This window comes from Fictibacillus sp. 26RED30, from assembly GCF_015903845.1.
Lineage (GTDB): Bacteria > Bacillota > Bacilli > Bacillales > Fictibacillaceae > Fictibacillus > Fictibacillus phosphorivorans.
Window position 1 is genome coordinate 1,468,213 of sequence record NZ_JACZDV010000001.1, and the last position, 22,294, is coordinate 1,490,506.

The 22,294-nt window shown below is 39.3% G+C and carries 18 protein-coding genes, 1 other RNA gene and 1 other annotated feature; of the genes, 16 read left to right on the top strand and 3 right to left on the bottom strand.

Going from position 1 to position 22,294, the window contains the following annotated elements; all coding sequences use genetic code 11:
• Positions 1 to 50 precede the first annotated feature (50 nt).
• Entirely contained in the window at positions 51 to 608 is a 558-nt protein-coding gene (locus IHV11_RS07585) for an aminoglycoside 6-adenylyltransferase (protein WP_197194232.1), read from the bottom strand.
• Between the two features lie 240 nt (positions 609 to 848).
• A complete protein-coding gene (locus tag IHV11_RS07590) occupies positions 849 to 2,186 on the bottom strand; it encodes an FAD-binding oxidoreductase (RefSeq protein ID WP_197194233.1) in 1,338 nt (445 codons plus the stop codon).
• 281 nt (positions 2,187 to 2,467) lie between these two features.
• On the opposite strand from IHV11_RS07590, the gene IHV11_RS07595 reads away from it, so the two are divergent.
• The 5 genes from IHV11_RS07595 (at position 2,468) to IHV11_RS07615 (ending at position 7,331) form a co-directional block, all read left to right on the top strand.
• Positions 2,468 to 4,657 carry an FUSC family protein gene (locus tag IHV11_RS07595; protein ID WP_370568637.1) on the top strand — a complete coding sequence of 730 codons (2,190 nt, stop codon included), beginning with the start codon at positions 2,468 to 2,470 and terminating at the stop codon, positions 4,655 to 4,657.
• A 214-nt stretch (positions 4,658 to 4,871) separates the two neighbouring features.
• Positions 4,872 to 5,402, top strand: coding sequence for a GNAT family N-acetyltransferase (locus IHV11_RS07600; RefSeq protein WP_197194234.1), 531 nt, complete (start codon positions 4,872 to 4,874; stop codon positions 5,400 to 5,402).
• Positions 5,386 to 5,628 carry a hypothetical protein gene (locus IHV11_RS07605; protein WP_197194235.1) on the top strand — a complete coding sequence of 81 codons (243 nt, stop codon included), beginning with the start codon at positions 5,386 to 5,388 and terminating at the stop codon, positions 5,626 to 5,628. Before IHV11_RS07600 ends, IHV11_RS07605 begins: the two co-directional genes overlap by 17 nt.
• Before the next feature lie 191 nt (positions 5,629 to 5,819).
• Positions 5,820 to 6,039 (top strand) — a binding site (T-box leader).
• Positions 6,040 to 6,079: 40 nt separating this feature from the next.
• The gene (locus IHV11_RS07610; RefSeq protein ID WP_197194236.1) at positions 6,080 to 6,535 is read left to right on the top strand and encodes an HIT family protein; all 456 of its coding nucleotides are present in this window, start codon (positions 6,080 to 6,082) and stop codon (positions 6,533 to 6,535) included.
• Positions 6,528 to 7,331, top strand: a complete 804-nt coding sequence (locus IHV11_RS07615) for a protein phosphatase 2C domain-containing protein (RefSeq protein ID WP_197194237.1) — start codon at positions 6,528 to 6,530, stop codon at positions 7,329 to 7,331. The genes IHV11_RS07610 and IHV11_RS07615 overlap by 8 nt, the downstream gene beginning before the upstream one ends.
• Before the next feature lie 33 nt (positions 7,332 to 7,364).
• Here the strand turns inward: IHV11_RS07615 and IHV11_RS07620 are convergent, their stop codons facing one another.
• Positions 7,365 to 7,736 carry a cyclic-phosphate processing receiver domain-containing protein gene (locus IHV11_RS07620; RefSeq protein ID WP_197194238.1) on the bottom strand — a complete coding sequence of 124 codons (372 nt, stop codon included), beginning with the start codon at positions 7,734 to 7,736 and terminating at the stop codon, positions 7,365 to 7,367.
• A 372-nt stretch (positions 7,737 to 8,108) separates the two neighbouring features.
• On the opposite strand from IHV11_RS07620, the gene IHV11_RS07625 reads away from it, so the two are divergent.
• The 11 genes from IHV11_RS07625 to parC all read left to right on the top strand — a co-directional run bounded on the left by IHV11_RS07625 (position 8,109) and on the right by parC (position 22,237).
• Complete coding sequence (locus IHV11_RS07625; RefSeq protein WP_197194239.1) at positions 8,109 to 10,391, top strand: DEAD/DEAH box helicase; 2,283 nt, start codon at positions 8,109 to 8,111, stop codon at positions 10,389 to 10,391.
• Positions 10,375 to 11,640: a ribonuclease H-like domain-containing protein gene (locus tag IHV11_RS07630; RefSeq protein WP_197194240.1), complete on the top strand. Its 1,266-nt coding sequence runs from the start codon at positions 10,375 to 10,377 to the stop codon at positions 11,638 to 11,640. The genes IHV11_RS07625 and IHV11_RS07630 overlap by 17 nt, the downstream gene beginning before the upstream one ends.
• 411 nt (positions 11,641 to 12,051) lie before the next feature.
• On the top strand, positions 12,052 to 12,612 hold the full coding sequence (locus IHV11_RS07635) for a DUF1273 domain-containing protein (RefSeq protein ID WP_197194241.1): 561 nt from the start codon (positions 12,052 to 12,054) through the stop codon (positions 12,610 to 12,612).
• An 82-nt stretch (positions 12,613 to 12,694) separates the two neighbouring features.
• Positions 12,695 to 13,009 carry a cell division regulator GpsB gene (gene gpsB, locus IHV11_RS07640; protein ID WP_197128011.1) on the top strand — a complete coding sequence of 105 codons (315 nt, stop codon included), beginning with the start codon at positions 12,695 to 12,697 and terminating at the stop codon, positions 13,007 to 13,009.
• A 75-nt stretch (positions 13,010 to 13,084) separates the two neighbouring features.
• Positions 13,085 to 13,493: RNase P RNA component class B (gene rnpB / locus IHV11_RS07645), an RNA gene on the top strand.
• Between the two features lie 134 nt (positions 13,494 to 13,627).
• Positions 13,628 to 14,776 (top strand): THUMP domain-containing class I SAM-dependent RNA methyltransferase, encoded by a 1,149-nt coding sequence (locus IHV11_RS07650; RefSeq protein WP_153238330.1) that lies wholly within the window; start codon positions 13,628 to 13,630, stop codon positions 14,774 to 14,776.
• 442 nt (positions 14,777 to 15,218) lie between these two features.
• Entirely contained in the window at positions 15,219 to 15,398 is a 180-nt protein-coding gene (locus tag IHV11_RS07655; RefSeq protein WP_197128009.1) for a hypothetical protein, read from the top strand.
• Positions 15,399 to 15,493: 95 nt separating this feature from the next.
• Positions 15,494 to 17,014 carry a carboxypeptidase M32 gene (locus IHV11_RS07660; RefSeq protein ID WP_197194242.1) on the top strand — a complete coding sequence of 507 codons (1,521 nt, stop codon included), beginning with the start codon at positions 15,494 to 15,496 and terminating at the stop codon, positions 17,012 to 17,014.
• Between the two features lie 189 nt (positions 17,015 to 17,203).
• Positions 17,204 to 17,611 (top strand): CoA-binding protein, encoded by a 408-nt coding sequence (locus IHV11_RS07665; protein WP_197128007.1) that lies wholly within the window; start codon positions 17,204 to 17,206, stop codon positions 17,609 to 17,611.
• 227 nt (positions 17,612 to 17,838) lie between these two features.
• Positions 17,839 to 19,779: a DNA topoisomerase IV subunit B gene (parE, locus tag IHV11_RS07670; protein ID WP_197128244.1), complete on the top strand. Its 1,941-nt coding sequence runs from the start codon at positions 17,839 to 17,841 to the stop codon at positions 19,777 to 19,779.
• A 13-nt stretch (positions 19,780 to 19,792) separates the two neighbouring features.
• Positions 19,793 to 22,237 carry a DNA topoisomerase IV subunit A gene (parC, locus tag IHV11_RS07675; protein WP_197194243.1) on the top strand — a complete coding sequence of 815 codons (2,445 nt, stop codon included), beginning with the start codon at positions 19,793 to 19,795 and terminating at the stop codon, positions 22,235 to 22,237.
• Positions 22,238 to 22,294: the final 57 nt, after the last annotated feature.

The following is a 22,294-nucleotide window of genomic DNA, read 5'->3' on the forward strand; positions in this document are numbered from 1 at the left end:
AGCGAGTCGTAAGCTTTAAACTGATGAAGTTTTTTATCCTCATTTAATGCCTATACGATTAACGTATAATCTCTCATCGACTCTAGCATCTTTAGTGCATATACGAGATTCTTGCGCTTCAACTCTTTGTCTAATCTTATGTAACAATAAACAAATTCAAAAACAGGATCTTCGAAAGTAGCATACTTTACCGTTTTGTTTGAAAAAGTACGATCCTCTTTTTCCATCTTCTCAGAGACGAAGCCTGTTTTGTCCAAAACTACTCTCCACAACGGAGATCTTACACTTAATAAATTCCTCGGAAGAATTGAAACATTGAATTCCAACGAGTTTTCTAGAATAACAATCAATAGATAAATATTTTTTGAAAACTGCTTCTCTTTGATGATAACGGGTTTCAAACCTTTGTAAAATTGTTGAATATTCTCTTTCGCTCCAATGACTTCATCCTCAGTGGACGAAGCTACCATTAAATCAATATCTGAGAATTCGTCTTTATAACCCTTTACACCTGAACCTAATTGAACAACACCTTCAACCATTGGTAGAACATTTAACATATCGATCGTACGCTGAAAATAAGAATCTCTCTCTGTTGGCGTATACATATGACACCTCGCATTATTTCTGTCTTTACATGTTAACATAATTTGTAAAATGCTATTTTATTTTTTATGAAATTAATATTTTCCTAAAGATTATTGCGTCTACTTTAATCGTTGATTTGCGTAGAAAGTACCTGTAACGGAAATGAACAACTTCCAAAAGAGTTTACGAAACCAGCCAAGTAAAAAAACAATAGTTACCCGATCATCAAAATAACGGATAACTATTGCTATTGTTAATTTTTAAAAAAGTGGTGGGACACTCTGAGGATGGTTAAATACATTCTCAGGATCATATTTTGTTTTTACTCTTTGCAGCCTAGCAAAGTTTGTTGCCCAATAAGCTTTTCCGAAGTTCTGAATGTTTTCATCTGGGACGTTTACATAAGAACCTATTGTATAAGGTTTTAACTGCTGACGCACAGATTCGACTGATGCAAGACTACTCGCTTCTTCAGATTTATCAACCCATGTTGCGTTCCATTCTGTGTAAAACAAAGGATCTCGCCAATAGAAGGCTGTTTTGTCTTTAGGCACGCTGCTTATCGCACCGCCCCAATTGGTAAAATAGAAATTAGATTCTGTTCCAGGTGCTTCTTCTAAAAACTGTTTCATTACCTTAATCGGTTCTTCTGGCCAAAGATTAGTCGCCCAAGAAGATGAGAATTTAAAGTTTTGATCAGCATAAGGTGGCTCAGGTGGGTCAAGGAAATCAATACAATCTGGGTAGAAGAGCGTTTCTATGACTACTTCCGAAGGTGTCCCAGCATTAAGTAAAGGTTGTATGATTTGAATCAATTCAGGTCTTGAACCTAAGAAAAGGCCGGTTACCTGACATAATCCATTTACTTTGCTATAGATCTCTATATAACTGCCTAATCGTGAATCTACAAACGGCATTAAATTCTGCCATGCTTCGAATACAGTTTCGAGTTGTTCCCAAGGCCAAATAATGTTAAAGACCGTTGCGGTTTCAGGTGCACGATGCACTTTAAACGTATATTCGGTATTGTAGCCAAACGTACCACCACCGCCTCCTCTAGAAGCCCAAAACAAGTCTTCGTTGCAAGTTGGACTAGCTTTAAGAATCCGTCCTTTTGCATCAACGGTCTCAAGTGCAAGAAGGTTATCAGATATTACACCAATTGTACGTGAGAGTAATCCGAATCCTCCACCGGTTGTTATACCACCGATTCCAACAGTCGGACTATCGCCAAACACCGCCATAAAACCTTCTTTAGCAAGACCTTTTACAAGAGGTCCGACTCGAATTCCAGGTTGAACAGTAGCAATTCCCCTTTTTTTATCTAAGTGCACTTTATTCATATCACCTGTGTCGATAACGATTCCACCCTTTACAACATTGAACTCTTTGTCTAGAGCATGTCGGCCACTCCTAACCCTTAAAGGAACATCGTTCTCTCGAGCCCATTTAATTGCATTACTGACGTCACATGCATTTTGTGCGAATACGAATACAAGAGGATATGTGTTGACATAAGGGTTCCAGTTTCGAACGGCTTCCTTATAGCCAGGGTCACCTTTAAAGATTATTCTTCCTGTTAACTCTGTAGATCCCATTAATTCCACTCCTGACAAAGACATATTTGTAGTTATATAAATGTATGCAGGAAATGAATAGTCGGTTAAAACCTTTTATTAAGCCGAGCTCAGTCAAAAACACTCGTATGAGGATTGTCTTAGCAAAAAGTATAGATAGTAAGTTAAAAAAAGTGATGAATAAGGGAATGCTATAAATAGAATTAGATATCTGTAATGGGTTTATTAAGGCAGTTCATTTGGTGAAAAAATATCTACATGATATCATTTTCAATTATAGTTTTTAGAAAAGGAGGGGAACCGTGCAACGAATATATAATAAGCACCATTGGTTAGCGAAAATGGTAGCAGCTGACCCTGGATATGTGCGGTTGCAAAAAGCAGGAAGGGCGACTGCTAGTTTAATTCTTGCTGTATTCACGACCCTTCTTATCATGCGATACACCGGTCACTCTGGACGCATCACACCAGCTATTGTTTCCGGTATGCTTGGGCTGATGGGCATCATGGTCGTTATGGATGATACAAAACAAGAGATGCGAATAACCACGCTATGGCTCGGAGTTTCTGCTATGTTGGGCATTACAATTGGTTCTCTTGTCGCAAACAATGCGTATTACATAGATGCAGTTTTAGTGTTAAGTGTCTTTAGCAGTTTTTATTTCTCAAGATTTGGTACACGTTATTTTTCCTTGTTCATGATCTTCTTTATGACCGTTTATTTTTCCTCTGTTTTAAAGTTATCCAGTGACCAGCTGCCTTGGTTTTATGTTGGAATATGGATCGGTGTAGCTTATGCCTTTATCCTTAATTTCTTCTTGTTTCAAGATACGGCGAAAAATTTAAAACGAAGTATTCATTCGTTTCATATACAAAGCAACCTGACTCTTAACCTCCTGATCGAAGCGATGCAAGATAAAGAATCAAGCCTAAAACGTAAGGAAGAATTAGAGAAGAACGTTTCCAAGTTAAGAGAATATGCACTAATTGTTTCTGGTTATATCACCGAGCATGATGTAAAAAAAATATGGCCAGGTCTCTTACCAAGTCAACTTCGGCTTTACGTGTTTGATACGGGTATGTTGATTGAAACGTTAGTGGATTCGGTACGAGGATTGAAAAAGGCAGATGCTCTTCAAGTTGATGAGATTAAGCAACTTCTCATTGCTGTGACGGTTGCTGTTCGTGAAGTCGAAGTACTCGCTCCACATGTGAAAGAGCAAAATATTCTTCCTGCTGAAAAATCGGTTCAGCAACTTCGCATATTAATCATGAAACTTTTTGAACGAGAAGCACCTCCACAAGGGTGGATCTATCTTATCCGACGAATTGAATCGATCGCTAATCACGTGATAGAGGGTGCTGTAACGATACAGCAATCTCTCTATTCTCAATCGGAAGATAAAAAAGAAGAAGAGACCGTCGATAAAGTGGGCGAAGAAGATACGAAAACAGAGGACAAAGCGTTAAAGCCGTCTACTAAAAAGGCATATCAAGCACTCGTAGCAGCAATTCTATCTATTATGGTAGGTTTGATGATCTCACCTGCACAGCCATATTGGGTTCTTCTTACAGCATTTGTCGTACTACTTGGGACAGAGTCCATCGGACGGATTTATACGAAAGGATATCAGCGTTCTTTAGGCACGATCATAGGTGCAGTTATCGGTTTTGTCCTTGCTAAACTTCTTTCCGGACAGACCGTTTTGGAAGTCATCTTTCTTTTTGTGGTTGTTTTTCTAGCCTTCTATTTAATGACGGTTTCGTACACATTGATGAGTGTGTTTATCACTATGTTGATCGCTTTTATGTACGATCTTTTATTAGGTGGCATTACGTTTTCACTGATTGGATCCAGAGTTCTTGATACGATTGCAGGGGCATCCATAGCGTTAGCTGTCTCATATTTGATCTTTCCGAAAAAAACGAAAGTAAAAGTTGCTGAATCGATCAACGATTTCTTAGAAGAACTTGCTCCTTTTGTGACAGAGTACGTGAGAGGATTTAGAGAAGATGTAAATGTTAAGAATTTGTCCGAAAGTGCGTTTAAGCTGGATTTAAAACTTCAGGCGATCAGGGATGAAGCGCAATCTTTTCTCCAACGCCCAGGATCACCGATTTACGCTGATATGGTAAGTTGGATGACGAGGTTAGCTGCTATCAATTATTACGCAAAACATTTGGTCGCTTCTGCTTACAGAAAAGGATTTGATTATCCTGAAGAACTGCTCGAAGGTTTTATTCAAATCGAGACGAAAATAAAGAACAATATTGATTCATTATCTAATCTTGTAACAGAGAATGAAGGTGAATTTGTTCTTCAAACTTTAGAAGAAGAACGAGAGAAGTTCGAGCGACTTGCGCCTAGCCGTAAGCAATCTCAGCGTGATTTAATTCATCACCTCTATTATATATGGCGCATCAACCAATCCATTGTTGAGTTAGGGAATGAGTTGGGAGGAGTAATAGAGAACCAAAATCGAAATATGTAATGGATGAAAAAAAAGATAAAGCTGACAACAAGTTTGCGTTGATGTTTGATAATAAAACGTTTGAGTCAGGTTTGGTATAGGTAAGCTATAATGTGTTATTGAACCGAGCAGCAACTTTTAGAGTTGCTGCTTTTCATTATTCATGAGGATTCTTGAAGGATTCACATAAAAGATAAAGAAGTTATTTTGAGCATAGATAGGAGGTAGAATATTAATGAAATCGTTGAAATCAATAGATATTCAAAGAGCATCTCGAGAAGATCTGCAAATAATTATGAGTCTATTAAAAGATTGTGCACAATGGTTAAAAGATAGAAATATTGATCAATGGAGATTTTTGCTCGATGGTGGTGAAGATACAGAGATCAAACGTGCAATTCAGAGAAACCATACATACAAGGTTACATGGAATGAACAACTGGTTGCTACATTTACCTTATCACCAGAACAAACAGAGTGGGACGAGCATATATTCGGTAATGATGAAGTCCATGCTTCTCTCTATATACACCGATTAGCTGTGCGTCCGTCTTTTATGAACAAGGGGATTGGTAAAGAAATTGTGAATTGGATTCAAGCGAATGTTGAACATGGTAGAGAGTATATCAAGTTAGATTGTGTTGCAAATAATATTAAACTAAACCAGTTTTATGTTGAAAATGGATTTGAATATATAGGTGAGTTTGATAATCATAGTAAATATATGAAACCCCTTTTTAGGAGGAAAGATGAGAGAAACTTTTAATCAGTTTTACAAAGAATTTATTAAAAGTTGGAGTACCTTTTCTATCAAAGGTATAGAGGATGTAATTTCGTCTAAATACACAGCTCGGGAAATTAGAGGCAAGGATGTTTATGATTTTGGCTATGAAGAATCGATTGATGGATGGAATCATGCATTTAAGGAATTAAGTGAAAAGCAAGCAACGTGGATTCTAAAAGAAGACGTAATCTTAACTTTAAATCAATGAAAGTGATTGGAAAGAGGTTTCTAGAGTCAAAGGAATCCAGGACAAAGATAATCCGTACATCTATTATTTTCATCAATACATTAGGGAATTGTGAAAATTCAATTCATCACTAACAGCTTACATAAAATCAGAAAAGACAGACTTGACAGAAATTTCTAATCATCTTATCATTAGTAAAAGTTTTCCATCGTTTAAACGTGATGATTAGGAGTAGTAAGGATCTATTTGTTGTTTAGAGAGCTGCTGATTGGGTGCAATGCAGTCAACATATATCCTGAACTCGCCTAGGAGTGGACAGACTAAAATGAAGTCTGTACGATTAACCCCCGTAATCAGGTTCTGAGGTTTGCATGGATTCTTTGCAAACAAAGAAGAGTGGTACCACGTTAGGAAAAGCCTATCGTCTCTTTATCGAGATGATAGGCTTTTTTGTATTAAGGGGGAGATAGCAATGAGTAAGGATTGTTTTATTTGTGACAAACATAAAGGCACTATTGATACAGTTGGTGTAAAAATATTTGAAGATGATTATGTTTATGTGGGCCATATCGATAAAGGTGTTCGCCCTTCTTACCTAGGGCATATCATGATCGATTTGAAACGACACGCACCAGGTCTTGGTGATCTGACGATTGAAGAAGCTAATGCATTCGACCAGATCATGGCTCAAGTGAGCAAAGCAGTGAAAGAAACAGAAAATGCTGAGCACATTTATGCACTCGTATCAGGTAATTCTGTTGCACATCTTCATATGCACATCGTTCCACGTTATCCAAATACACCAGAAGAGTACTGGGGACCGAATGAAGTCTATAGTTGGGCAGATGCTCCGTTTGGAATGAATGAAGATATAGTAAAAGTTTGTCAACGAGTGAGAAATTATTTGGAGGAGAATAGTGATGAATAGTCCTAATATGAAGTGGGTTGGAAGCGATAAAACATTTATAGATGAATTAGATATAACAGAAGTACAAAACGTAACCTTGGGCAGGTTCGGAGGTAATTCTAAAGCAGGTTCATATAAAAATGAAGATGGATGCTTAGTGTGGGCGAACGAAGCAGAAAACTGGGAGTTTACAATGGTACTTGATGGTCATAAAACAGCACAAAGTGTTGAACTGGTTCTAAATCACTTTGAAAAGAATGAGAATGAAATTAAGTCTGTTCTCTCTGAATCTGCAAGTGCAGCTCTTAAAAAGCTAGATTATCTTATACTTAATATCTTTCAAGATCCTGATTTTATGGATTCTTGTCGAAAAACAACAGGTGAAACGGCATGTCTGATCGTTGTTCGAAAAGGAAAATATTTGTGGTGGTTCTCAATTGGCGATTGTATTCTTCATCTATTCCATCCTGAGCTGATTGCACTAGGTGAAAGACAGCTTGTTCAGCGTAGTTTTTATGAGTGGGTCGGTGAAGTGAACACATTTGAACTTCCAGTACCTTGTTATAGCTCAGGTAAGAAAGAAATGAGAAAGGGACTTAACCAAATTTTCATGACGACGGATGGGCTGACTGAATGTCCGGGTGTAGCATTTGAAGATGCTGGAGAGGTACAAAAAGTATTGAGCGATAACAGTATGGGAGAAGGCGTTCGATTCCTATTAGATGAAATAAGAAGAAATAATGTAAGAGATAGCACGACCATCATTGCATGGTCTGTTGATATAGAGGAAACAGCTAGTTTGCCAAGTGATCTGTAAAGCTGTTTCCTCCTATTCTAGTGTTGGGATTTATTATTTGATATCAATATAATGCTGAAGCACGCGTGGCGGGATATATTTTAGTGGGAGTGGGCGTAAGGAAACGATAATGGTGTGGGGCATGATTGAGTCTTTTTGAGCTTGTTTAAGGCAGTTGTACATGTTCTTGCCTCCAACAGAGTTGGCAGAGTGTATGGTTATTCGGTTCGCAAATAACTTTTCATTAACCATCATCTGTACAAGCATCATGCCGTTTCTCGTTCTGCTCAGTAAATCATGATCCAATGATAAGTGTTCAATATCATGGTTCCTCAGAAGATGCATACATTCATCTATTGTTTCAACGAAGACATATCCTTCAGGTGGGCTCCGATAATCATCCATAAAAACACTAATCTTTTTCATTTTCTTGAACTCCCTTCCTTAACGGAGGGTGACTAAGAAAAGTCAAAGGCCCTAAGTTATTTTAATATATTAATTATAACACATTATTCCAAAACAAGTTTTACATGGGGGATTATGAAATCTAAACTAATTCTTTACTACGTTACAATAAACGTTATTTAAATATTTATGCTTATGAAATATTAAAGTATTAAATTCTTCATCATTTTCTATTTTCCTTCAAGAAAAGTCTATTTTTTATCAAAAATTAACAAATAAAATTTGAAATTATACAAATTTGTTGAAATGCCTCAATTAAGACTTGAACATTCCCTTTAAGTCTCTGTTTCATTACGAACAGATATTCGTTAAAATAGAAGTGAGGTGGTAAACATGTTTCGAAAAAAATCAATCCAGCAAGTTATGGACGTTTTACGAGAGCCAGAACTAGCCAAACAAATTGTTCAATGGAAAACTATCGAGCCACGAGAGGCGGTTTCAGTGCCACTTCCTGACTCTTTGCATCCAACTATTCAATCTGCTCTTTCTAAAAGAGGGATTTCTTCCTTATATATTCACCAATTATCTGCCTATGAAGCTGCTTTACGTGGTGAAAGCTTTGTAGCTGTTACACCTACCGCGTCTGGAAAAACGCTCTGCTATAACCTTCCTGTTTTACAGGAGGTCGCTAATAATCCCGAGGCAAGAGCTTTGTATCTTTTTCCAACAAAAGCTCTGGCACAAGATCAGAAGTCAGAGATGAACGAACTGATTGATGAGATGGGTTTGGATATAAAAAGTTATACGTATGATGGGGATACTCCAGCAAATATTCGACAAGTGGTCAGAAAAGCGGGAAACATTGTTATGACGAATCCCGATATGCTTCATGCTGCTGTTCTTCCTCATCACACAAAATGGGTATCGCTTTTTGAAAATCTGAAATATGTAGTGGTAGATGAGTTACATACATATCGAGGCGTTTTCGGAAGTCATGTCGCAAATGTGATACGTCGACTGAAAAGGATCTGTAACTTTTATGGTAGTGATCCCATTTTTATCTGCACATCTGCAACTATTGCGAATCCAAAAGAGTTGGCAGAGCAACTTACTGGAAACCCGATGACTCTGATCAACAACAACGGAGCACCAGCTGGTCGTAAGCATTTTCTCTTTTATAATCCGCCCGTTGTGAATAAACCGTTAAACGTAAGGCGAAGCGCCACACTTGAAGCTAGAAATCTTGCTAAGCTATTTCTAGAAAACCATATTCAAACGATCGTTTTCGCACGCAGTCGTGTACGAGTGGAAATATTGCTTACTTACTTGCAAGAACTTGTAAAAAAAGAGTTTGGTACAAAGTCCATACAAGGTTATAGAGGGGGATATCTTCCTAAACAGCGACGCGCCATTGAAAAAGGACTTCGTAACGGAGACATCATGGGAGTCGTTTCAACAAATGCATTAGAACTAGGCGTAGATATAGGTCAGCTTCACGCTTGTATTTTGACAGGTTATCCAGGATCCATCGCTAGTGCGTGGCAACAAGCTGGACGTGCGGGGCGACGTCAGGATGAGAGCGTTGTGATCATGGTTGCTTCTTCCTCACCACTCGATCAATATGTGATACAGCATCCAGATTACTTTTTTGAACGATCACCAGAGTCTGCTCGTATGAATCCTGATAATCTCATTATTTTAGTGGATCATCTAAAATGCGCATCGTATGAACTTCCGTTTCAAGAGAATGAGAAATTTGGTGATCAAGAGATACAGGATGTTTTAGAATTTTTAGTTGATGAGCAAGTGCTCCATAAAAGAGGAAAGCATTTTTACTGGATGAATGATTCCTTTCCTGCTCATAACATTTCACTTCGCTCTGCATCACAGGAGAACGTTGTGATCATCGATCAAAGTAATGTCGCTGACGTGAAAGTGATTGGCGAGATGGATCGCTTTAGTTCGATGACACTTCTTCACGAAGAGGCGATCTACCTTCATCAAGGTACACAATATCAGGTTGAGAAGCTCGATTATGAAGAAAAGAAAGCCTTTGTTCGGGAAGTGGATGTTGATTACTTTACAGATGCAAACCTTGCTGTATCGCTAAATGTACTAGAAGTAGACAAAGAAACGACAGATGAGCAAAATGCAAAAGCCTACGGTGATGTTATGGTAGTCGCAAAGGCAACCATCTTTAAAAAGATTAAATTTGAAACACATGACAATATTGGGTCAGGACCCATTCATCTTCCGGAAGAAGAGTTGCACACTTCTGCCACTTGGCTAACGTTTGAAAATAACGATTTAAGTGAAGAGAAACTCGAAGCGGGCCTCCTTGGAATCGCACACGTACTGCGGCATGTCGCTCCATTATTTGTTATGTGTGATGCAAATGATCTTCATGTTGTACCGCAAGTTAAAGCGGTACATAATCAACAGCCTACAATCTTTATTTACGATCGATACCCAGGGGGAATAGGTCTGAGTGAAAAAGTGTATGGCTCTTGGGATACTGTTCTTGACCAAGCGCTCTCTATGATACAACGTTGTCCTTGCGAAAGTGGCTGTCCGTCTTGCACGGGTACATTAGAAGAAGGAAATAACAGCAAGAATCTAGCTGTAAAGCTGATTTCTCAAATTAAAGGAGCGACAGAGCATGTCGATTCAAAATAAACTAAATCGGCTAAAAAAACATATGGTAAATCCGGTTTCAACGCCTCCTGTACAGAGCAAGCAACCACTTGAGGATTCATCAGGTAAAAGGATTGATCATGCGGATTATTGGGAGAAATTTGGGGCGTCAGCTTATTTTTTCGAAGAGGATTATTGCATCATCCGAAAAGTAGAATATCCTCTCGACACAAAGTGGGGGCGTTATCGGTTTTCTGACGTTTTGGACGCTGTGTCGAAATGGCAGGATATTGATGCGGAGCACCCTTTACATGCAAGGGATTTAGAAGCCTCTGACCTTTTGTTCTTTGATACAGAAACAACTGGTTTAAGTGGTGGAGCTGGGAATACAATCTTTATGCTCGGTATGAGTCAGATCAAGGGAGATCACGTTTTAGTGCACCAGTTCTTCCTACCAGGACCAGGATCTGAAGTTGCTCTTTATCATTACTTTTTAAATCATGTGAAAGAACTGAGGAATCTAGTAACGTATAACGGAAAATCCTTTGATTGGCCACAAGTGAAAACGCGGCATACTTTAATTCGTGATTTTGTACCTTCATTGCCAGAGTTTGGTCACTTTGATCTTCTTCATGGCGCTAGGAGGCTTTGGAAAGATACGTTACCTGCGGTTAAGCTTTCTGTAGTGGAAAAAGAGATACTTGGCGTGAATCGGATTCATGATACACCTGGTTACCTAGCGCCCATGCTCTATTTTCAATATTGCAATGAAGGAGATCCTTCGCTCCTTGAAGGAGTTTTTCAGCACAACGAGTGGGATGTTCTTTCGCTCATCACGCTATATACTCATATGTCTGGGATTGTGACAGGTAATGGTTTTCGTACCGAAAAAGAAACGTATGAATCTGCGAGATGGTTTGAAGCTTTAAACGAACAAGAACAAGCGATGTCTCTTTATAACGAGGTTCTAAAAACGGGAAATTCACATACATCTCAATCAAAAAAATCATTAGCTGCTCTAAACAAAAAGTGTAATGAGATAGAAATATCTGTTCAGTATTGGTTGGAATTGCTTGAAGAAGATCATTTAGATGAAGAGCCAGCTGTTGAACTTTCTAAGTATTTTGAGCACATACAAAAAGATTACGATAAAGCTCTTCATTTTGCTGTTATGGCCTATTCAAGGTGGAAAGGCAAGAAAAGGTTAACAAAGAGGAAAGAAGAACAGGAAAAACAGCGTTTTTTGAAAAGAATCGAACGATTAGAACAACGAGTCATCCAATATTCGTAAAAATTCGTCAAATTTATGAATTCCTGCAAAATATCTCTTCTCAAACGGCATTGTTTTTTGTAGAATATAAGAGGACATGAAAATGATCTTAAGAAAATAAATTCCCCCTTTTTTTATTCCCCGGGTAAGCGCAAAAAACGTCATGAAACCTTATATTTCTGCTAGGTTTTCGTCATATTTCCTGACGGTTCGATTGTTTTCGCGAAATAACCGGGAATAGGGATAGGGAAATATATATTTTAAGCTATGGAGAGATGGTACGTGAAGCAGTGGATTGTTGTTCTATTTTTTGTAATCGTCGGGTTAACAGTAATGATTGGCAATCAAATCAGTCACACAACACAAAACTTTTAATGAAGCCCCGGCTATAGACAGAGCCGGGTGTTTTTCATTAATAGGAGGTATTTTCACATGCTTCAAACACTGCTTGTCAGTGGCTACAAAGCTCATGAACTGGGGATTTTTAGTGACAAACATGAAGGGGTATACTATATAAAGAAAGCGATTGGACAAAAGTTAGTCTCGCTTCTTGATGAAGGACTTGAATGGGTGATCATCAGTGGGCAGCCTGGTGTTGAAATGTGGGCTGCAGAAGTGGTGTTTGATCTTCAAGCGGAATACCCCGATCTAAAACTTGCAGTTCTTACGCCGTTCTTAGAGCAAGAAGCTCGTTGGAAAGAAAACGTTCAAGAAAAATATCATGAAATTTTAGCTGGTGCCGATTTTGTTGATTCGGTCAGCCGAAAGCCATACGAGTCGCCAGGGCAGCTTCGTGTTAAAAATCAATTTCTTGTGCAAAAAAGCGATGGCGTGTTGCTTTTATACGACGAAGAAAAAGACGGTTCGCCGAAGTATTATTTACAGGCAGCTAAACAAAAGCAGGAGATGGACAATTCGTACGAAATATTTTATATTACTCCTTATGACTTGGATGTTCTTGTACAAGAGGAACAATACAATCGTAATGAATAAATGAATCTAAAGTCGAAAAAAATTGACATTTAGGTCAGGTAGTGAAAAAATAATTTTAGAATCTTTGTGTGAGGTGATTCACATGAGTGAACAGCGTTTTCATTTAACGGCGAAAGAAATTTTGGAAAAAGACTTTAAACAAGGCTTTCGTGGCTATGATCAAGACGAAGTAGACAAATTCTTAGATCTTATTATTAAGGATTATGAAAATTTCCAAAAAGAGTATGATGCAGTTGTACAAGAAAACAATCGACTGCGTAAAGAAGCTCAAAATACTACTGATCATCAGCAAACACGCAGAATGTCTTCAGTAACTTCAAGCACGACGAACTCCGATATTCTTCAGCGTTTGTCTAACTTGGAAAAACATGTTTTTGGCAGTAAATTGTACGATTGATTCCAGTTATTATCCATTTGTTTTTATCCATTCAGCATGCTATAATGAATCTTGCTTTTAAAACTTAAATCAATAGCGTTCGGGTAATCGCTGGATCAGATCTTCTGGTTTAGAGGAAAGTCCATGCTCGCACGGATCTGAGATGACCGTAATGATCGTGCCTGGCCAAAAAATAAGCCAGGGTAGATTGGTTTGCTTGTATAAAGCTTACTGGACTAACGGCAGGGAACGCACCTAAGTCTTCGGATATGGTGTTAATACCTTGAAAGTGCCACAGTGACGTAGTCCCGATGGAAACAAAGGGAGTGGAACGAGGTAAACCCCACGAGCGAGAAACCCAAATTATGGTAGGGGAGTTTCCCATTTCGGAATTGAACGATTGGGAGAACAAGAAGCCAAGGCTTTTTGTAGATAGATGATTACCACCGGTGTACGAGGCTACCAGCCGTTTGTAGTACTAAGGAACAGAACATGGCTTACAGAACGTTATTGGTACCTAAATTAAAGCTGAATGAGGGCCCCGTTTACCGGGGCTTTTTCTATTTACATAAAAAAGTGTCCTCAAATAAGGGTATACTTATTACTATAGAAATCGATGAAGATTAAGGAGTTCATATTATGACACAATTAAGACTGCTGGCAACAGCAGCTATGGGATTAGAGGCTCTTGTAGCCAATGAAGTTCGCGCGCTAGGTTTTGAGAATGTGAAAGTTGAAAACGGGAAAGTTTATTTTGATGGTGATGAGAAAACTTTAGTAAAAGCTAACTTATGGTTAAGAACGGCAGATCGCGTAAAATTAGTGGTTGGTGAGTTTAAAGTAGAGACGTTTGATGAACTTTTTGAGCAAACGAAGGCACTTCCTTGGGCTGATTTTATTCCTGAAGATGGAGAGTTCCCTGTAATCGGCCGGTCCGTAAAATCAAAGCTATTTTCTGTATCCGACTGCCAAGCAATCGTAAAGAAAGCAGTAGTAGATAACTTGAAAACGGCGTATAACCGTAAAACATGGTTCCCGGAGGACGGAGCATTGTATCGTATCGAGGTGGCGATTCATAAGGATATCGCGACATTAACTCTTGATACGAGTGGTACAGGTCTACACAAGCGTGGATACCGTGAGCTGCATTCAGGTGCGCCGATTAAAGAAACGATGGCTGCAGCTCTTATTATGCTAACGAATTGGACGCCAGACAAGCCTTTCGCTGATCCATTTTGTGGTTCAGGCACATTGCCGATAGAAGCTGCGATGATCGGCCAAAACATCGCGCCTGGTTTAAATCGCGAGTTCGCTTCAGAAAAATGGAACTGGATCGATAAAAAGGTTTGGTATGAGGCAGTCGGTGAGGCTCAAGATGTTGCAAAATATGATCTACCTCTTGAGATTCAAGGTTCTGATATTGATCATAAGATGATCGAACTATCTAAGAATAATGCTAACGAAGCTGGATTCGATGATTTTATCACGTTTAAACAGATGCAAGTCCGCGATTTCACGACTAGAAAAGATTACGGTTGTCTTGTGACGAACCCGCCTTACGGAGAGCGACTAGGTGAGAGAGAAGAAGTAGCACAAATGTATCGCGACCTAGGCATGGCGATGAAACCGTATGATACATGGAGTGTGTATGTGATTACTTCGAATGAAAAGTTTGAAGAATATTATGGCCGTTCAGCAACGAAGAAGCGTAAGCTGTACAACGGTGATTTGAAGACGGACTATTATCAATACTTTGGAAAACGTCCACCTAGACAGCACCAGAGTTGATGAGTGTGTTTTAAATACATGCATATATGGTATGGGTAGCCGCGAGCGTCGAAAATTGTAGACTCGCGGATAAAAGTTGAAAATTTGTGGATTGAGAAGCAAAACTCGTGGATTGAGCTACAAAATTTGTGGATTCAAGGACAAAACTTTTGGATTCTACCGCCCAAACCAATAAGGAAGGCTGACTTTTTTGATCGAGTCAGCCTTTTTTTGTGAATCATACACCTTAATAGCAATAAAACTATTATAATTTCACGTACCGTACGAATTTAATAATTTTTATTAAAAAAAACATTAGGAAATAGCAATTTTAAACCGAAATTAAATAACACAATACATACTCACTACTACATTGATCATCACCAATTACAGAAACAAAGTTTAAAGACCTCTTATACACGTACATACTATGCCTAACCATAAAACGAAGGCAGGTTATATTATGTACACACAATTCAGCCATTTAGATAGCATTCAAAAGGCATTACAGAACATACAACCACACCTGGAAGATCATCATAAAGCCGAAATTCAAAGTGTCCTACATCAATCAATTGGTCACGCAAACAATATTGATCCTTCTTTTGCAACGTATGCAGAACTTTTTAAAGAAGATTTTTAGAAAAAAATAAAATCGACCAGCAGGACTTTTTTATTGCGTCACGAATTCATATAGCGGTATGTTTTTTATGAAACCGTGAAGGGATGGAATAGCAAATGACGCAAACAAAAGTAACTGTTGAAAAAGAATTCTTAGATTATGTGAAAAAAATGGTACACATCAATGAAGCCATCGGCCTCATGTATTGGGACCTTCGTACAGGCGCACCTAAAAAAGGGGTCGAGCAACGTTCTGAAGTAATCGGGACATTATCTTCGGATGTTTTTGCGATGTCTACTTCTGAAGAAATGAAGAGTTATATCGAAGAACTTTCTAAAGCTGAAATACAAGACTCTCTTTCTGATGTTACGAAGAAGACGCTAGAGGAAGTAAAAAAAGATTACGAGCGTAATGCCAAGATTCCTCCTGCAGAATTTAAAGAGTATGTCATTTTACAATCAAAAGCAGAAACGGTCTGGGAAGAAGCGAAGAACGCTTCAGACTTCTCCTTATTCCAGCCATACTTAGAAAAACTTGTTGATTATAATAAGAAGTTCATCGGCTATTGGGGCTATGAAGGAAATAAATATAACACACTCTTAGATATGTATGAGCCTGGTGTTACAGTAGAAATCTTAGATGAGACGTTCTCTAAACTTCGTGATCGAATCGTACCTCTTCTTCAAAAAGTTACAGAAGCAGGACAGCCAGATACGAAGTTCTTATTCGAACATTTCCCGAAAGAAAAGCAAAAAGAATTCAGTATGCATGTTCTAAAAGACATGGGTTATGACTTTGATTCTGGTCGTTTGGATGAAACGGTTCACCCGTTCGCAATCGGATTAAACCCGGGAGACGTTCGAGTAACAACGAAGTATATGGAAAATGACTTCCGTACGGCTGTATTCGGAACCATTCATGAAGGTGGACACGCACTTTATGAGCAAAACATATCAGATGAACTCGTTGGAACACCACTTGCTACTGGAACATCTATGGGCATTCACGAGTCTCAGTCTCTGTTCTGGGAGAACTTTGTCGGTCGTCACTTTGGATTCTGGAAAAATCAATACAACATGTTAAAGACGGTTTCGGGTGCACAGTTTAACGGAGTAGAGCTTGAAGATTTCTACCGCTCTATTAACGTTGTCGAGCCTTCGCTCATTCGTATTGAAGCTGATGAGATGACATATCCACTGCATGTTATCGTTCGTTATGAAATCGAAAAAGGCTTGTTTAACGACGAAATCGAAGTAAAAGACCTTCCGCGCATCTGGAATGAAAAGATGCAAGAATATATCGGTGTTACGCCTAAGAACGATGCGGAAGGAGTGCTTCAAGATGTACACTGGTCAGGCGGAAGCTTTGGTTACTTCCCGTCCTATGCTCTTGGATACATTTATGCAGCACAGCTTAAAAATGCGATGGTAAACGACATTCCTGATTTCGATGCACTTATGGAGTCTGGAAACCTTCTTCCGATCAAAGAATGGTTAACAAAAAATGTGCATCAGTACGGAAAGATGAAGAAGCCTATTGAAATCTTAAAAGACGTAACAGGTGAGGGTCTAAACCCAGATCATCTGATCGCTTACTTCGAAAAGAAGTATAGTGATATTTACCGCTTAGAGAAATAATGAATTATAGCCGGCGGTTCTCGAAAACAAGATTCGAGATTGCCGGTTTTTTTCACTTAGTACGATAGTATAAGTTCAACTAAGGCTGTCTTGAATAACTTGGCGTCTGCCAAGTTTTCTTTTTGAAAAGGTTTCATTTCTACATAATTTGTCTAAAACTATATAAAAAGACACTAGGAGGACATAAAGATGGGAGCTGCAACGACACAAGATATCCAAAACCTGTTAAAATTAAGAAAACGCATTGCTGTAGTCGGTCTATCTGATCAACCCTTTCGCACATCTTATATGGTTTCAGAATATATGCAGAATGCCGGTTACGAGATTATCCCTGTAAATCCTAATGTCAGAGAGGTTTTAGGGCAAAAGGCGTTTGCGACGCTCGAAGAAATCGAGGGGCATGTAGATATTGTTAACGTGTTTAGACGCAGTGAATATTTGCCTGAAGTTGCACGTTCTGCTGCGAAAATAAAAGCTGGTTTCTTTTGGGCACAGCTCGGTCTTTATAGTGCAGAAGCAGAAGAGATTTTGCAAAGTGCGACGATTCCTTATATTATGGATAAGTGCATTAAAGTGGAACATGCTATGATACGGTAGTAATGAACCACCCGCAATCATACGGGTGGTTTTCCCATGCTTATCTTGTGTAGTCACTTTTTATTAGAAAAATATTCTTTTCGACACTAAAGGTTTTCAGTCGATATACCGAGAAATAAGAGGAGAATATACAGACAACAGTAGTATAGAAACAAACGTTCTGCTATTATAGTAGTACTGCAGCAACGTGAAAGGAGCAACACAACTTGGCTAGTAATAAGTCATTAATGGAGTATAACGATGATGCCATACAGGTGCTCGAAGGTTTAGAAGCCGTTCGAAAACGTCCAGGTATGTATATTGGAAGTACGGATGCTAGAGGATTGCATCACCTCGTATATGAAATTGTAGATAACGCCGTTGACGAAGCATTAGGCGGATTCGGTGATTACATACATGTGAAAATTCACAAAGACAATAGTGTGTCGGTATCGGATGATGGCCGAGGAATGCCTACAGGTATGCACAAACTTGGCAAACCAACACCAGAAATCATCTTTACTGTTCTTCATGCTGGTGGAAAGTTTGGTCAAGGGGGATACAAAACATCTGGAGGATTGCATGGTGTAGGTGCTTCTGTTGTAAACGCACTATCTGAATGGTTGGAAGTAACGATCCATCGTGACGGAAAGACTTATCGCCAGCGTTTTGAGAATGGCGGAAAACCTGTAACAACCCTTGAAGTGATCGGGAATACGCGTAAGTCTGGAACAACCGTACACTTTAAACCAGACCCGACCATGTTTTCTACGATCAACTATAACTATGAAACATTAAGCGAACGATTACGAGAAGCCGCATTCCTGTTAAAAGGGATCAAGATCGTACTTGAAGATGCGCGTAACGGTGAAAAAGACGAGTTTCAGTTCGATACAGGTCTTGAAGCATTCGTAAAATACTTGAACGAAGATAAAGACTCTCTTCACACGGTTGTGAGTTTTGAAGGCATACAAAATGAGATCGAAGTGGATTTTGCTTTTCAATATAACGATGGTTATGCAGAAAACGTATTATCGTTCGTAAATAACGTTCGAACAAAAGATGGCGGAACGCACGAATCCGGTGCGAAAACGGCTATTACTCGAAGCATTAATGAATACGCTCGAAAAACGAACATGTTAAAAGAAAAAGATAAAAACTTAGATGGATCTGATATCCGCGAAGGTTTAACAGCTGTTGTTTCCGTTCGTATTCCTGAAGAATTTCTGCAATTTGAAGGGCAAACGAAGAGTAAACTAGGAACGAGTGAAGCACGTTCTGCTGTGGATGCGGTCGTAGCGGTTAAGTTAGCGTATTTCCTTGAGGAAAATCCTGCAATTAGTGAAATGCTCATACGTAAAAGTATTAAAGCCGCACAAGCACGTGAAGCAGCACGAAAAGCACGTGAAGATGCTCGTAACGGTAAAAAGAACAAACGTAAGGATTCGATGTTAAGCGGTAAATTAACTCCAGCTACATCAAAGAATCCTGAACGAAATGAACTTTATCTTGTAGAGGGTGATTCTGCAGGAGGTTCAGCTAAGCAAGGGCGAGACCGTAAATTCCAGGCGATCCTTCCACTACGAGGAAAAGTAATCAACACAGAAAAAGCAAAGCTTGCTGATATCTTCAAGAACGAAGAAATCAACACAATCATTCATGCGATTGGAGCTGGAGTGGGCTCTGATTTTACTTTAAAAGATGTGAACTACGATAAGATTGTAATCATGACTGATGCAGATACAGATGGTGCACACATTCAAGTTTTATTACTCACTTTTTTCTATCGATACATGAAGCCGCTTATTGAAGAAGGAAAAGTGTTCATCGCACTTCCTCCACTTTACAAAGTAAGCAAAGGGACTGGTAAGAAAGAAGTCATCGAATATGCTTGGGATGAAGACGAGCTTAGAGAAGCGCAGAAAAAGATCGGAAAAGGCTATATCATCCAGCGCTATAAAGGTCTAGGTGAGATGAATGCTGACCAATTATGGGAAACTACGATGGATCCTGACACACGTACGTTGATCCGAGTAAGAATTGATGACGCTGCCCGTGCTGAAAAACGTGTATCTGTCCTAATGGGAGATAAAGTAGAACCGCGACGAAAGTGGATCGAAGAACACGTTGCGTTTGGCATAAACGAAGAAACTAACATACTAGATAACGAGAACTTGTCAGCATTCTGAGGAGGTTTAAAGATTGTCACTGCTTGAGAAATTTAGAGAGCTGCCGTTAGAAGACGTAATCGGCGACCGCTTCGGAAGATACAGTAAATACATCATTCAGGAGCGTGCATTACCTGATGCAAGAGACGGCCTGAAGCCCGTTCAGCGCCGTATTTTATATGCGATGTTCGCAGAAGGAAACACGAACGAAAAACCATACAGAAAATCAGCAAAAACGGTCGGAAACGTAATCGGTAACTATCACCCACATGGTGATTCTTCCGTTTATGAAGCAATGGTCCGTATGAGTCAAGACTGGAAAGTAAGAAATGTGCTTATTCAGATGCACGGTAACAACGGTAGTATCGATGGAGACCCTGCAGCTGCTATGCGTTATACAGAGGCGAGGCTATCAGCTATCGCTTCTGAGCTACTCCGTGATATTGATAAAGAGACAGTAGAATTCGCACCAAACTTTGATGATACAACCGAAGAACCGGTCGTATTACCAAGCCGTTATCCGAATCTATTAGTCAATGGATCAACAGGGATCTCTGCTGGTTATGCGACTGATATTCCACCACATCACCTTGGTGAAGTAATCGATGCAGTTACGATGCAGATCGATAACCCGGATGTTTCTCTTGAGGAATTAATGACCGTGATTAAAGGGCCAGATTTCCCAACAGGCGGAATCGTTCAAGGTCTAGATGGCATTAAGAAGGCGTTTGAAACAGGAAAAGGTCGCTTTGTCATTCGTGCAAAAACGGAGATCGAGAGCTTAAAAGGCGGTCGTCAGCAGATCGTCATTACTGAAGTTCCTTTTGAAGTGAACAAAGCGAACCTTGTTAAGCGCATGGATGAGTTGCGTTTAGATAAAAAAGTAGATGGTATCGCTGAAATACGCGATGAGACAGATCGAACGGGTCTAAGAATCGTAATCGAGCTTCGTAAGGACGGTAATGCAGAAGGAATTCTAAACTATTTCTTTAAAAATACGGATCTTCAAGTCTCCTATAATTACAACATGGTAGCGATTCATAATAAGACACCGAAGCTGATGGGTTTGAAGGCGATTCTTCATTCTTACATTCAGCATCAAAAAGAAGTTGTTACTCGAAGAACACGATATGACCTAAGAAAAGCGGAAGAACGTTCACATATTGTTGAAGGTTTAATTAAAGCGATTTCCATCTTAGACGAAGTAATTGAAACGATCCGTGCTTCTAAAGATAAACGAAACGCCAAAGACAACATCATTGAAAAATTTCAGTTTACAGAACTACAAGCTGAAGCGATCGTTACGTTACAGCTTTATCGTTTAACGAATACAGATATCACGACGCTTCAATCGGAAGCTGAGGAATTAGCGAAAAAAATTACGTATCTTCGTTCACTATTAGACAGCGAGAAAAAGCTGTTTAACGTTATCAAAAAAGAGATGGCCGAGGTTCAGAAGAAATACGCTGATCCACGCCGAACAATCATTGAAGCGGAAATTGAAGAGATCAAGATCGACATGGAAGTCATGATTCCGTCTGAAGATGTCATGGTGACTGTTACAGAAGACGGCTATGTAAAACGCTCTAGTGTTCGTTCATACAGTGCTTCTAACGGTGAACCGCCAGGCATGAAGGATACCGATTCACTTCTAATGGCGTCTCAGCTCAACACAACAGAAACGCTACTTATGTTCACGAACAAAGGAAACTACGTTTACCTGCCTGTGTACGAGATGCCTGAGATCCGCTGGAAAGACATGGGGCAGCACTTAGCAAGTCTTGTTGGCCTAGATAAAGATGAAAAACTGATTAAAGCATACCCGATTAAAGAGTTTGCAGAGAATCAATATCTAATCTTCTTTACTAAGCAGGGTATGGCGAAGAAAACAGAACTCAAGTCTTACAAAGCGACACGTTATAACCGTCCACTGATGGCCGTTAAGCTAAAAGCAGATGATGAAGTCGTAGACGTTTCGTTAACAAACGGAGTGCAAGATGTTTTCATTGCGACACATTTTGGACTAGGATTATGGTTTGCTGAAGATGAGATCTCAATCGTTGGACAAAGAGCGTCTGGCGTTAAAGGCATAAATTTAAAAGCTGGGGACCATGTGGTTAGTGGATTTGCACTACCAGAAGACCCTGAGAAGGCACAAGTTGTTATTGCTACACAGCGTGGTGCACTTAAAAAGATGAAGATTTCAGAATTTGAAAGAACATCGCGTGCTAAACGTGGTCTTGTGATGGTGAGGGAGTTAAAATCGAACCCTCATCGAATCGTGGGTATGAAGTTAATTACAGCAGATGGAGTACAGTTTGTACTAGAAACAAGCTCAGGTAAAGTTGAGACAATTTCTACATTGAATTACAAACCAGCTGATCGTTATAACAATGGTTCGTTCGTAGTGGATACCGGAGAAACAGGGCCTATAACGAGAATCAAATCATTGGTTTCAACCGAACAAACAAAAGAGTAGCGCTTGCTGCTCTTTTCTTCTTTTTTGAATGTATTAATTCTTTGTAGTTCATGAAAG